Here is a 12458-nt window from a genome sequence, read left to right as displayed (position 1 = left end):
AGGTGCGCGGCGGGGCGGTGTGGGCGCTGGGGCACACGCGCAGCCGCGAGGCCGCCACCAGCGTCGCCCGCCTCACCGGCGACCGCGAGCCGCGCGTGCGCCGCGCCGTGGCACGCGCGCTGGGTCGATTGGAGGATGCATCCTCCGTCCCCGCCCTGACGCGGCTCCTGGCGTCCGATCCCGATCCGGGTGTGCGGCGCGCGGCGGCGTGGGCGCTGGGGAAGTTCGACTAGCTTCAAACCTTTCGGGCGGATGAAGCACCCAAGGTATACGCCGGAGCGCTGCCCGGCGTACGCCCCCCCGCGTCCATCCGCCCCCCTCGCAACCATCGATCACGGATGCCAATGCCTACCTGGCGCCGCACCACACTCGCCGCCCTGCTCGCGTCCGCGGCACCCGCGACCGCGCAGGTGACGGCGCACGCGGCGGGCGCGCCGCCCCACGTGCAGGCGGTGGCGCGAACCACGCCGGTCGTCGTCGACGGGCGGCTGGATGAAGGGATCTGGCAGAGCGCCCCGGCGGCCACGGGGTTCATCCAAACGGACCCCAGCGAGGGCCAGCCCGCCACGCAGCGCACCGAGATCCGCATCGCCTACGACGAGGTGGCGCTCTACATCGGCGCGCGGATGTACGACTCGCTGGGCGCGGCCGGCGTGCGCACCCGCCTCTCGCGGCGCGACCAGGTGGGCGGCGGCGACTACCTGCAGTTCATCTTCGACACCTATCACGACCACACGGGGATCACGGCCTTCCTCATCAACCCGTCCGGCGTCAAGAACGACGCGGGGCAGGCATCCGCGTACGCGGACCCGTCGTGGGACCCGGTGTACCGGGCGGAGGCGCGCATCGACTCGCTGGGGTGGACGGCGGAGCTCAAGATCCCCTTCAGCCAGCTCCGCTTTCCCCGCGACAGCATGCAGACGTGGGGGATGCAGGTGAACCGCTTCGTGGAGCGCATCAACGAGAACTCCGTGTGGAGCTTCGTGCCGAAGCGGGAGAGCGGCGGCGCCCCGCGCTACGGGCACCTGGAGGGGCTGGGCGTGCCGCGCAACCGCGGCCGCGCGGAGATCCTGCCGTACGTGCTGAGCCGCGCGCGCTACGTCGCCCCCACGCAGCCGGGGAGCCCCTTTCAGAGCGGCGAGCAGTACGACGTGCGCGCGGGCGGCGACCTCAAGTACCAGCTCAGCTCCACCCTCACCCTGGACGCCACCATCAACCCCGACTTCGGGCAGGTGGAGGTGGACCCCGCCGTGGTGAACCTGTCGGCGTTCGAGACCTTTTTCTCCGAGCGGCGTCCCTTCTTCGTGGAGGGGAGCGGGCTCTTTGGATTCGGCGACTTCCGCTGCTTCAACTGCAGCAACGTCTCCTCCATCTCACTCTTCTACTCGCGGCGCATAGGGCGCGCGCCGCAGGGCTCGGTCACGCGCGGCGATGCCCGCTACGTGCACACGCCCGAGAACAGCACCATCCTGGGCGCGGCAAAGGTGACGGGGCGCACGCGCGGCGGGCTGCAGATCGGCCTCATGGACGCCGTCACGCAGTCCGGCCGCGCGCTGGTGCAGGACACGCTGGGCGGGCGCCTCACCGAGGAGGTGGAGCCGGCGAGCAACTACTTCGTGGGACGGGTGCGGCGCAACCTGCGGGGCGGCAACGCGACGATCGGCGCCATCGCCACCTCCGTCATCCGCCGCTTCGGGTCGCAGGCGCTGGAGGAGCGCATCCCAGGCCACGCGGAGGCGGTGGGGGTGGACGGCGAGCTGTGGTGGAAGAACCGCACCTACAACCTGATCGGCAACGTCGCCTTCTCCAACACGGCGGGCGATCCGCTGGCCATCGAGCGGCTGCAGCGTTCGTCCGCGCGCTACTTTCAGCGGCCGGACCGGCAGAGCGGCGGCAACGGGATCTTCTCGGACCTGCTGGACCCCACCGGCACCGCGCTGCGCGGCTACGGCGGCTACATGCGCCTGGCCAAGAGCGCCGGCGACTGGCAGTGGGAGACCGCCGCTAACTACCGCAGCCCCGGCTTCGAGGTGAACGACGCCGCCTTCCTGACCCGCGCCGACTTCATCTGGACGCTGGGCAACGTGATGCGGCGCTGGAACAAGCCCACGCGCCACTACCGCAACTGGCTGGCGATCCTGGGCGGCCAGCACGAGTACAACTTCGACGGCGACCGCACGGGCGCGCAGATCCACGCCTTCTCCGGCGGCCAGCTCGCCAACTACTGGAACGCCGCGCTCTACGCCGAGTGGTACCCGGAGGTGAGCGACGACCGGCTGACGCGCGGCGGCCCGGTGGTGCGCCGCCCCGGCGGGCGCCTGCTGCACGCGCGGATGAGCACCGACTCGCGCAAGCCGGTCGTCCTTTCCACGCGCTACAACAACATCACGGACACGGACGGCGGGTGGTATCACGGGGTGGAAGGGAGCGTCCAGTTCAGGCCGCGCCCGAACGTCCAGCTCTCGCTGGGGCCCACCTTCAGCCGACAGCTCTCCACCACGCAGTTCGTGCTGCGCCGCAACGACTCCACGGCCACGCACTTCTTCGGTCAGCGCGCCGTCTTCGCGGACCTGGAGCAGAACCGCCTCTCCATGAGCACGCGGCTGAACTGGACCTTTACCCCCACGCTGAGCCTGGAGGTGTTCGCGCAGCCCTTCGTCTTCGCGGGCGACTACTCGCGCTTCAAGGAGTTCACCGGCACGCGCACCACGGAGACTATGGTGTACGGCGAGGACTTCGGCACCCTGTGCTTCGACGCGGCGGGGAACCGCTTCACCGCCGACCCCAACGGCGACTGCGCGACGCCGGCGGCCCGCTCCCCGCAGGCGTTCTCCTTCAACAACCCCGATCTCAACGTGCGCTCGCTGCGCGGCAACGCGGTGCTGCGCTGGGAGTACCGCCCGGGCTCGACGCTCTTCTTCGTGTGGCAGCAGCAGCGCGCCGGCGCCGAAGCGTACGGCGACTTCGAGCTCTCCCGCGACGCCGGCGCCATCTTCCGCCAGCGCGCCGACAACATCTTCGTGGTCAAGGCGAGCTACTGGTTCGGGCGGTAGGGCCCCACCCCCAGCGTCGCTCCGCGACGCATCCCCCTCCCCCAAAACTGCCTGGGGGAGGGGGGAAGGGCCCCCTCCCCCGCTCGTTCCTCGCGGCCCCTCCCCCAACTGCGGGGGAGGGGCGTTTGCGTGGATCCGTGCCGTGCGCCGATGCCCGCGATTCGCACGGATCGCCGTAGGGGCAGCCCCGCGTGGCTGCCCGTGGCCCGCGTTGCGCCGCCTCCAGGTACGCACACGCAGGACCGCGATACCGGGTTACGCGAGACCGCTTCAGCGGTCTTCCCGTGGTTCCAGCCGGGGGCTTCAGCCCCCGGCTACGCCGGCGCCCGTGCCTTACCCCACCCCCCGCCTTGCCCCCACCCCTCCCGCGCCGTAGTGTCCCGCACACCCCCAACGCTCCCCCGTGCTCCAAGACCGACGATGCATCGATTCCGAACCGCCATCGCCCTCGCCGCGGCCGTGATCGCGGCAAGCAGCGCCGCCACGGCCCAGGCGCGGCGCCCGCTGGTGCCGCTCGACCTGTACCACATGCGCACCGCGTCGGACGTGGCGCTGGCGCCGGATGGGGGGAGCGTCGTGTACGTGGTGACGCAGGCCGACTCCGCCACCAACAAGTACCGCCGCGACCTGTGGATCGCCCGCACCGACGGCGGCGGCACCCCGCGCCGCCTCACCTGGACCAACAGCGCCGCCACCGGCGGACCCGTCTTCTCGCCGGACGGCGGGCGGCTCGCGTTCGTGAGCGCGCGCGACGGCGGGCGGGCGCAGGTGTGGATCCTTCCGCTGGCGGAGGGGGGCGAGGCGTGGCCGCTCACCGACCTGCGCACCGGCGCCACGGGACCGGTGTGGTCGCCGCGGGGGGACCGCGTCGCCTTCACCTCGGCGCTGACGCCGATGGAGCTGGACAGCACGCGCCGCGACACGACCAAGGTGAACGCGGCCGCCATCCGCCACATCGACCAGGACCGCGCCGCCGCGCTGGCCTCCATCCGCGCCAAGCTGCGCGAGGACGCACGCGACGACGACCCGCGCATCGTCACCCGCCTCGCCTTCATGGGCGAAACGGGGATCGAGGCGGAGCGCTGGCGGCAGGTGTACGTGGTGGATGCGCGCCCCGAGTCGAAGCCCGTGCGCCTGACCTCCGGCCTCTGGGGGAGCAGCGCGCCGTCGTGGTCGCCGGACGGGAGCGCGGTCATCTTCTCGTCGGCCGAGCCGCGCGGCGCCTACCACGCGGACGTCGAGGAGGAGGCCGACCTGGTGATCATCCCCGCCGGCGGGGGCGCGCCGCGGCGCATAACCGAGGCGGGGTACGAGGAGAACTCGCCGCGCTACTCGCCCGACGGGCAGTACATCGCCTACGTCCGCCAGCACGTCGCCAGCCGCTTCCCCACCGCCGTGAACAGCGAGCTGGTAGTGATGCGGGCGGACGGCAGCGGGCGCCGCAGCGTCACCGGGCCGATGGACCGCTCGGTGGGCGCCTTCAGCTTCGCACCGGGTGGATGGCTGTACTTCACCATGCAGTCGGAGGGCGCCATCCCGCTCTACCGCACGCGCCTGGACCGCATCGCGCCGCAGCGGGTGGCGAGCGGGCCGCGCGGGGTGACGTCGTTCGACGTGGAGGGGCGCACCGTGGCGTGGGCGCAGATGAGCCCGCAGCGGCCCAGCGACGTCTACTCCGCGGCGCTGGACGGCACGCGCGAGCGGCGGCTGACCACGCTCAACGACTCGCTGCTGGCCCGCGTGTACGTGGCGGACTACGAGGAGATGTGGTACCGCTCCTTCGATGGGCGGCGCATCCAGGGGTGGGTGATGAAGCCCATCAATTACACCCCCGGCTCGCGCCCGCCGCTGGCGGTGGAGATGCACGGCGGGCCGCACGCCATGTGGGGCCCGGGCGAGTCGAGCATGTGGCTGGAGTACCAGTCGCTGGCGGGGGCGGGGTACACCGTCTTCTTCAGCAACCCGCGCGGCTCCGGCGGCTACGGCGAGGAGACGCTGCAGAGCATCCACCGCAACTGGGGGACGCCGCCGGCGCGCGACATCCTGATCGGCGCGGACAGCGTGCTGGCGCGCGGCCTGGCAGACCCGGCGAAGCAGGCCATCACCGGCGGGAGCTACGCGGGATACCTGACGGCGTGGATCATCGCCAAGGAGGCGCCGGAGCGCTTCAAGGCGGCGGCGTCGCAGCGCGGCGTGTACGACCTGTCGATCTGGTGGGGCGCGTCCAACACCTGGCGCCTCTTCGAAGGCGAGTTCGGCGGGCGGCCGTGGGAGCAGGCCGACATCGCCCGCGAGCAGTCGCCGCTGACGCACGTGGCCAACGTGCGCACGCCGCTCCTGATGCTGCACGGCGAGCAGGACTACCGCACCACCATCGCCGGCGCCGAGGCGTTCTACCGCGCCCTCACCGTGCTCGGCCGGCCGGTGGAGTTCGTGCGCTACCCGCGCGAGGGCCACGAGCTCACCCGCTCCGGCGAGCCCGCGCACCGCGTGGACCACATGCTGCGGATCGTGGAGTGGTTCGAGCGGCACGTGCGGCCCGAGGTGCGCTGAGCCGCTCCTTGCACAAACCCGAGACACCGCGCGGTGGAATGGTTTGAGCAGTGAAGCTTCCGCCTGGGGATCGCTGAACCGCTACGCGGAGACCGACGGAGGCCGCAAGAATGAATTCGTCCGACCCGCAGGGGGATGGCGCCTGGCAGGGCGACGCTCCCTCGCCGGCCGAGAGCGCCGCCGCGGCATACGCGGGCGGCGCCGCCGTGGCCGAGGGCGCCGGGCTCTACCGGCTGCTGGTGGACAGCGTGCGCGACTACGCCATCTTCGCGCTGGACGCGGGGGGCCACGTCCTCAGCTGGAACGCGGGCGCCCAGAGGCTCAAGGGGTACCTTCCGCACGAGATCATCGGCCGGCACTTCTCCACCTTCTATCCGGCCGTGGACATCGAGGCACGGAAGCCGGAGTGGGAGCTGGAGACGGCGATCCGCGACGGGAGCGTGGAGGACGAGGGATGGCGCCTTCGCAAGGACGGCACGCGCTTCTGGGCCAACGTGGTCATCACCGCCCTTCGCGACGAGTCGGGGACGCTGGTGGGGTTCGCCAAGGTCACGCGCGACCTCACCGAGCGCCGCCGCTCCGAGGAGCTGCTGCGCCAGAGCGAGGAGCGGTTCCGCCTCCTCGTTCAGAGCGTGAGCGACTACGCCATCTTCATGCTGGACCCGGAAGGGCGCATCGTGAGCTGGAACACGGGCGCGGAGCGCATCAAGGGGTACACGCCGGAGGACGCCATCGGCCGGCACTTCTCCATCTTCTACCCGCCCGAGGACGTGGAAGCCGGCAAGCCGGCGTGGGAGCTGGAGACTTCGGCGCGCGAGGGGAAATTCGAGGAGGAGGGGTGGCGCATTCGCAAGGACGGGTCGCGCTTCTGGGCGAGCGTCCTGGTGGCGCCGCTCCACCGCGGCGACGGCACGCTTCTGGGTTTCGCCAAGGTGACGCGCGACCTGACGGAGCGGCTCGCGGTGCAGGAGCGGCTGGTGGCCGACGAGCGGCGCATCGCCGAGGTGGAGGCGGCGAGCCGTGCGCGGAGCGAGTTCCTGGCGGCGATGTCGCACGAGCTGCGCACGCCCATCAACGCCACGCTGGGCTACACGGAGCTGATGGAGATGGGGGTGGCGGGCGCGCTGACGGCGCAGCAGCGCGAGTACCTGGAGCGCATCCGCCGCACGCAGCAGCACCTGCTGGGCATCATCACCGACCTGCTCAACTACAGCCGCATCGAGGCCGGCCAGGTGGAGTACGACCTCACCCCGGTCCCGGCCTGCGAGATCGTGGACGCCGTGCTCCCCATGGTGGAGCCGCAGGCGCTCACCAAGGGCCTCCATCTGCTTCGCGGCCCGTGCTCGGATGGGCTGGTCGCGCTCGCCGACCGCGCCAAGGCCCAGCAGATCGTGCTGAACCTGCTGGGGAACGCCGTGAAGTTCACCCCCGCGGGCGGCAGCGTCACCGTCACCTGCGGCGCGGAGGCGTCGCGCATCCTCATCGCCGTCACAGACACGGGCGAGGGGATCGAGCCGGACCAGCAGGCCGCCATCTTCGAGCCGTTCGTGCAGCTCGGCCGCTCGCTGACCAGCGGCCACGAGGGCACCGGCCTGGGCCTCGCCATCAGCCGCGATCTCGCCCGCGCCATGGGCGGCGACCTGACGGTGCGCAGCAAGCCGGGAGAGGGGGCGGAGTTTACGCTGGCCTTGGAAAGTGCGTGAGTGCGTTAGTGCGTTCGTGCGCGCCATCTGTCATCCTGAGCGACAGGTTGCAGCGCGTGTCAAGCACGGCAACAGCAGGCTCACGCGGAGGCGCGGAGACGCAGAGAGAACAACAAGACACCCGGTCCTCTTTCTTTCCTCCTCCGTGTCTCCGCGCCTCCGCGTGAGACCATTTTTTTTGGAAACAAGTCACGCGCGGATGTTGGCTACGTGATTGCACGGCACGGTTTTAGCCTATACGCACCGCAAGCGGAAACACACAGCGAGCGGGGCGTGAGATGCGTGCAATCTGGAGCGGAGCGGGGCTGCTGGTGGCGGCGGGAGTCGCGGGAGCCTGCGGGCAGGTGGAGAACGCGGGGCTCACCGAGACCGAGCCGGCGCGCGTTGAGAGGCCGGCGCCCGCCGCTCCTCCGGCCGAGCTCGCCGCCGTCGTGGCGCCCAGCGACGCGTCCGTGCAGCGCGCGCGCATCGTGGCGCGGGTTGACTCGGTGGACCGCGCGCTGCGCAAGGTGCGCGGGCTGACGCGGGAGGAGCGCGCCGCGCTTCGCCAGGACGTGAACGCCGAGCAGCTCGTCGTGGCGCAGTCCGGCGGCGTGCGCGCGTCGGGGAAGGCGGAGATCGCGAGGCTGCGGAGCGCTGGACGGCTGGTGGAGCTGGAGGATACCACGAGCTACTGGGTGCTCCGCGACCTCACCTACTCGGTGCCGTTCTCCACGCCCTCCGCGCGCGGGATGCTGCTGGAGGCGTCGCGCCGCTTCCAGGCGCGCATGGACGAGATGGGCCTCCCGCGCTTCCGCCTGACCGTGACCTCCGTGCTGCGCACCGACGAATCGCAGGCCGACCTCCGCCAGCGCAACTCCAACGCGGCGGCCGGGGTGAGCACCCACGAGTACGGCACCACGATGGACATCTCGCACATCCGCTTCGCGCCGCCCGCGGCCGAGCCGGGTCTGCCGCCCGAGCTGGCGCAGCTCCAGGACTCGCTGATGCAGGACGTCGCGAAGCGCCACGCCAGCGCGCTGCAGGGCGAGCTGGGACGCGTGCTCGGCGAGATGCGCAGAGAGGGCAAGGTCAAGGTGATGATGGAGCGCCAGCAGCCCGTCTACCACACCACCGTCGCCGCCCGCATCCGCGCCCCGGAGCACGTGGAGTAGCCGAAAAAAGCATCACACAGAGACGCGGAGGGGAACCCCAAGGCCACGGAGTTCCCCTTCTGCTTTTCTCTCCGTTGCCTCTGTGGCTCTGTGTGAGGCCCGCCGTTCAGGCGGAGCGGGGCTTCTTCGGCTTCGGCGGATGGGCGGCGTCGTGCAGCGCCATGAGCTCCTCGGGCGGCATGCGCGCGACGGCCTCGCCGATCACGTCCAGCGGCAGGTCGTCGAGCTTGCGGAAGCGGATGCACGACTTGCCCATGTCCAACTTCTTTCCGGCCCGCGCGAACCCCTCCTCGATCAGCCTCGCGTGCGCGGGATCGCCGTACGCGCCCATCATGTACAGCGCGATGTGGTTTTTTTGCGAGGCGAGCCCCACGTAGGCGAGCGGCTGCTTGTTGTACGTGTTCGGAAAGCGCTCCAGCGGGACGCAGTACGCGAGCATCCCCCAGCTCGCCGTCTCCCTGTAACCGTCCGGCAGGTTGCGCACGATGACGTCGCGCACCGCCGCCACCACCTCGCGGCGGTCTTCGGGGAGCGACCGCAAGTACTCCTCGGGGGTCGCGGCTGCGATCTGCACCATGTTCGTCACCTCCCTTGAGGGCGCATCGGGCGTCTAGCCCGCCACGCCGCGGCCGAGGACGGTCATCATCGTCGCGGTCATGGTGGCGACGTGCACCTCGCGGTCCCCATCCACCATCACGCCGTCCGCCTGGCAGACGGTGATGGTGCGGCCGGCGCGCACCACGCGGGCGCGGGCGATCAGGAGCTCGCCGCGGGCGGGCGCCAGCAGGTTCGTCTTGAACTCGATGCTGAGCACCCCCGCCTCCGCGGGCATCAGCGATAATGCGGCGCCCCCGCAGGCGCTGTCCAGGATCGTCGTCACGACGCCGGCGTGGAGGAAGCCGTTCTGCTGGGTGAGGTCGCTCCGAAAGGGAAGCTCGATGTCCGTCTCGCCGGGCGCGACCCGGGTGAGACGCGCGCCAAGCGTGGCCATCACCTGCTGGCGCTGGAAGCTCGCGCGGAGGCGCGCCTCGTAGTCGGGGTCCTGGGGCTGCCCTGGAGGTCGGATGGACCCGATAGGTTCAGGGCCCACGATCGAGCCCCTCGCCCACGCGGTGGTGCGGCGGCAGCGACACGGGGAGGCGTCCGTGGATGGCGCCCGTCCCCAGCAGCGCGCGCGCGGCGGCGCCTTCGGACGCCTCGGTCGTGTCCCACGCAAGGAGGTAGGCGGGAACGGAGGGGAAGCCGCTCAGCAGGTACGGGCTTCCCAGCGACACCGCCACCACCGGCCGCCCTGCGGCGGAGAGCCCCTCCACCCATGCCGCGAACCCGCCGCCCAGCCCCAGCGCCTGGTTGTGCACCGGCGCGATCGCGGCGCTGGCGATCACGACGTCCACGGATGCGGCGCGCGTGCGCAACGAGTCGAAAACCGCCTCCGGCGTGGACGGGCCCACCTGCACGTGCTCCACCATCAGCCCGCCCGCCGCCAGCCCGCGCTGCAGCGCCATCCCCGCCCGTGCACGCGCCGCGTAGGTGACGTGGAGCACGCGCGCGCCGCGGCGGATGGGTACCGCGCCATTGCGGTCGCGCACCAGCACGATGGAGCGCTCGGCGACGCGCCGGGCCACATCCGCGTGCGCCGCCGATCCCACGCCAGCGCCGGGCACGGGTCCGCCGGTGCGGCGGCGGTGCAGACCCGCCGCCGCCTTCGCCCGCAGGATGCGCCGCGCCGCCTCCTCCACCCGCGCCGCCGGAATGCGCCCCGCCTGCACCGCCGAGACCACGGAGTCGATCACCTCCTCGTGCCCCGGCGGCTGGAGCAGCGCATCCGCGCCGGCCAGGAGCGCGAGAATGCTCGCCTCGGCGACCGGGTACGTGCGCGTCACGGCGCCCATGTTGAGCGCATCGGTGAAGACGATGCCGCGGAAGCCCATCTGCCCCCTCAGCAGGCCGGTGGTGATGCGCGGAGAGAGCGTGGCGGGCGCGGCGTTCGGCCCCTCGATCCCCAGCATGGCGATGTGGCCCACGAGCATCCCGTCCATTCCCGCGCCCGTCGCCGCCAGGAAAGGCACCAGCTCCACGCGCGCCAGCCGCCCCGAATCCGCGCTTATGGCGGCGAGGCCCACGTGCGAATCCACCTGCGTGTCGCCGTGCCCCGGGAAGTGCTTGCCCACCGTGAGCAGCCCCCCGGCCCGCGCGCCCTCGATCCACGCGGACGCGAGCCGCCCCACGTGGTCGGGCCGCTCGCCAAAGGAGCGCACGTTGATGATGGGGTTGTCGGGATTCGAGTTGACGTCCAGCACCGGCCCGAAGGTCAGGTGGATCCCCACCGCGCGCCCCTCCGCCGCGGTCACCCGCCCCGCCTCGCGCGCCAGCCCCTCGTCGTCCGCCGCGCCGAACGCCATCGCGGGGGGCATGGAGGTGCCGCCGGGGGTAAGCCGCATTCCCGGCCCCGTCTCCAGGTCAGATACAATCAGCAGCGGCACGCGGGCGCCGCGCTGTGCCGCGTGCAGCTTCGCCGCCATCTCCGCCGGCGCGCCGATGGAGACGATCAGCCCGCCCACCTCGCCGCGCCCGACCCACTCCAGCATCCGCGCGGTCTCCTCCGGCTCCTGCGCGGGCGACTTGCCGCTGATCCACGGAAAGACGAGCTGCGCCACCCGCTGCCGCAACGTCATCCCCGCGAGTGTCCTCTCCACCCACGCCTCGCCCGCCGCATCGGTCGCGAGTGGCGGGCTGTCGGCCGTGATCGCCCGCGGCCCGGCCGGCGGCGCGCACGCGGACAGCGCCAGCGCGGGGGTGAGGAGGACGGGGAGCAGGGGGCGGAGGAGTCGTGTCATCGGGTATGGCCGTGGGTATGGTTTGCGGCTGGATCCGAACACCGGGGGATGAATCCCCCGGCTGGAACAACGCGAAGGCGGCTGAAGCCGGCTCGTGCTCCGCAGCCAATCCGCGACGGCGGATTTCGCGCTTTCCCAGCCGCGAATTCATTCGCCCGGCAACACCCCGGTACCCCCACCCCGCCGCCGGATCAGCGACGGGAGATCCTCGAAGTCGTTGGTGCGCGGGAGGGAGAGGAGGACGGCGGGGAGCTCGGCGGGGGGCGCGACGAGCTTGCGGGCGTCCAGGTCCAGCCACCCGCCCTGGATCGTCAGTATCGCCGCCTCGCGGCCGTCGGAGCGGCGCACGTCCTGGTGCACGCGCCAGTGCGAGCTGTCCGGGGAGAGGCCGGCGCAGCGGACGTCCACCACCACCTCGTCGCCAAAGAGCACCTCGCGGCGGTAGCGGATCTCCTCGCGCATCATCACCGGGCCGAAGCGCAGCGCCTCCAGCCGCGCCTGCGTGAAGCCGTGCGCGCCCAGCAGGCGGAAGCGCGTGTGCGTGGCGTACTCGCTGAACGCCGTGTTCCGGACGTGGCGGTTGCCGTCCAGGTCGTCCCAGCGCACCTCGAACCGGCACTCGAACGCCGCACCTTCCCTCACGCGCATCTCCAGCGAACCCGGTTCACGGCGACCTCCCGCCGACAACGTAGCAGCCGCCCACGCCGCCGTACAACCATCGCGCGAAGCGGGGCCGCCCCGGCGAGAGGCGGCCCCGCTTCGAATCGGCCCGGCGATCAGGAGCCGGCCTTTTCCTTGTAAAGCCGCAGCTCCTCGCGAAGGCCCGCGAGCAGCCGCGCCGCCAGCTCGGATGCGTGCGCCTCGGTGAGCGGCATCCACCACTCCGGCTCCTCGATGCGGAACTCCAGCGGCGGCTTGCCCGCGCCGTGCCAGGTGAGCCACACCGCCGCCTCGGACGACTGCAGGACGGGCCGCTTCTCCTTGCTGCGCAGCTGTCCGTGGACCGCGTGGAAGACCGCGTCGGTGGCCTGCTCCCAATCCGCCCTGTCCTTCTCCGCTGGCACCATGAGCTCTTTTCCCGGGGATGCGTGGAGGCGCGCTGCCGACCCGCGCGATTATACCGCCGCGCCCGGCCCCGGGGAAGCCTTGCGGCGCGTT

10 protein-coding genes are annotated in these 12458 nt (G+C 71.9%); 5 read left to right on the top strand and 5 right to left on the bottom strand.

What is annotated here, in order from left to right; genetic code table 11:
- From VF647_22580 to VF647_22560, 5 genes are all read left to right on the top strand, one after another.
- Positions 1-233: HEAT repeat domain-containing protein (locus VF647_22580; protein HEX8454882.1), on the top strand; the 233-nt coding region annotated here is incomplete at its 5' end.
- A gap of 111 nt (positions 234-344) precedes the next feature.
- Positions 345-3053 carry a DUF5916 domain-containing protein gene (locus tag VF647_22575; protein ID HEX8454881.1) on the top strand — a complete coding sequence of 903 codons (2709 nt, stop codon included), beginning with the start codon at positions 345-347 and terminating at the stop codon, positions 3051-3053.
- A gap of 420 nt (positions 3054-3473) precedes the next feature.
- Complete coding sequence (locus VF647_22570; GenBank protein ID HEX8454880.1) at positions 3474-5606, top strand: S9 family peptidase; 2133 nt, start codon at positions 3474-3476, stop codon at positions 5604-5606.
- A 110-nt stretch (positions 5607-5716) separates the two neighbouring features.
- Positions 5717-7309 (top strand): PAS domain S-box protein, encoded by a 1593-nt coding sequence (locus VF647_22565; GenBank protein HEX8454879.1) that lies wholly within the window; start codon positions 5717-5719, stop codon positions 7307-7309.
- Between the two features lie 278 nt (positions 7310-7587).
- Positions 7588-8463 (top strand): DUF5715 family protein, encoded by an 876-nt coding sequence (locus VF647_22560; GenBank protein HEX8454878.1) that lies wholly within the window; start codon positions 7588-7590, stop codon positions 8461-8463.
- A gap of 106 nt (positions 8464-8569) precedes the next feature.
- Here the strand turns inward: VF647_22560 and VF647_22555 are convergent, their stop codons facing one another.
- The 5 genes from VF647_22555 to VF647_22535 form a co-directional block, all read right to left on the bottom strand.
- Positions 8570-9040 carry a DUF1801 domain-containing protein gene (locus VF647_22555; protein HEX8454877.1) on the bottom strand — a complete coding sequence of 157 codons (471 nt, stop codon included), beginning with the start codon at positions 9038-9040 and terminating at the stop codon, positions 8570-8572.
- Positions 9041-9073: 33 nt separating this feature from the next.
- Positions 9074-9553: a PaaI family thioesterase gene (locus VF647_22550; GenBank protein ID HEX8454876.1), complete on the bottom strand. Its 480-nt coding sequence runs from the start codon at positions 9551-9553 to the stop codon at positions 9074-9076.
- The gene (locus tag VF647_22545) at positions 9543-11300 is read right to left on the bottom strand and encodes a glycoside hydrolase family 3 N-terminal domain-containing protein (protein ID HEX8454875.1); all 1758 of its coding nucleotides are present in this window, start codon (positions 11298-11300) and stop codon (positions 9543-9545) included. Before VF647_22545 ends, VF647_22550 begins: the two co-directional genes overlap by 11 nt.
- A 147-nt stretch (positions 11301-11447) precedes the next feature.
- On the bottom strand, positions 11448-11942 hold the full coding sequence (locus VF647_22540; protein HEX8454874.1) for an acyl-CoA thioesterase: 495 nt from the start codon (positions 11940-11942) through the stop codon (positions 11448-11450).
- Between the two features lie 134 nt (positions 11943-12076).
- Complete coding sequence (locus VF647_22535) at positions 12077-12367, bottom strand: hypothetical protein (GenBank protein HEX8454873.1); 291 nt, start codon at positions 12365-12367, stop codon at positions 12077-12079.
- Positions 12368-12458 lie beyond the last annotated feature (91 nt).

Origin of the sequence: Longimicrobium sp., from assembly GCA_036387335.1 — a bacterium.
Lineage (GTDB): Bacteria > Gemmatimonadota > Gemmatimonadetes > Longimicrobiales > Longimicrobiaceae > Longimicrobium.
Note: the sequence above shows the minus strand (reverse complement) of the source record. Positions and strands in the feature narration are given on the sequence as shown.

Excerpts from the sequence above, each read along its gene's own strand:
- VF647_22570 (HEX8454880.1), top strand. The coding sequence starts at position 3,474 with ATGCATCGATTCCGAACCGCCATCGCCCTCGCCGCGGCCGTGATCGCG.
- VF647_22555 (HEX8454877.1), bottom strand. The coding sequence starts at position 9,040 with ATGGTGCAGATCGCAGCCGCGACCCCCGAGGAGTACTTGCGGTCGCTC.
- VF647_22575 (HEX8454881.1), top strand. The coding sequence starts at position 345 with ATGCCTACCTGGCGCCGCACCACACTCGCCGCCCTGCTCGCGTCCGCG.
- VF647_22535 (HEX8454873.1), bottom strand. The coding sequence starts at position 12,367 with ATGGTGCCAGCGGAGAAGGACAGGGCGGATTGGGAGCAGGCCACCGAC.
- VF647_22545 (HEX8454875.1), bottom strand. The coding sequence starts at position 11,300 with ATGACACGACTCCTCCGCCCCCTGCTCCCCGTCCTCCTCACCCCCGCG.
- VF647_22565 (HEX8454879.1), top strand. The coding sequence starts at position 5,717 with ATGAATTCGTCCGACCCGCAGGGGGATGGCGCCTGGCAGGGCGACGCT.
- VF647_22560 (HEX8454878.1), top strand. The coding sequence starts at position 7,588 with ATGCGTGCAATCTGGAGCGGAGCGGGGCTGCTGGTGGCGGCGGGAGTC.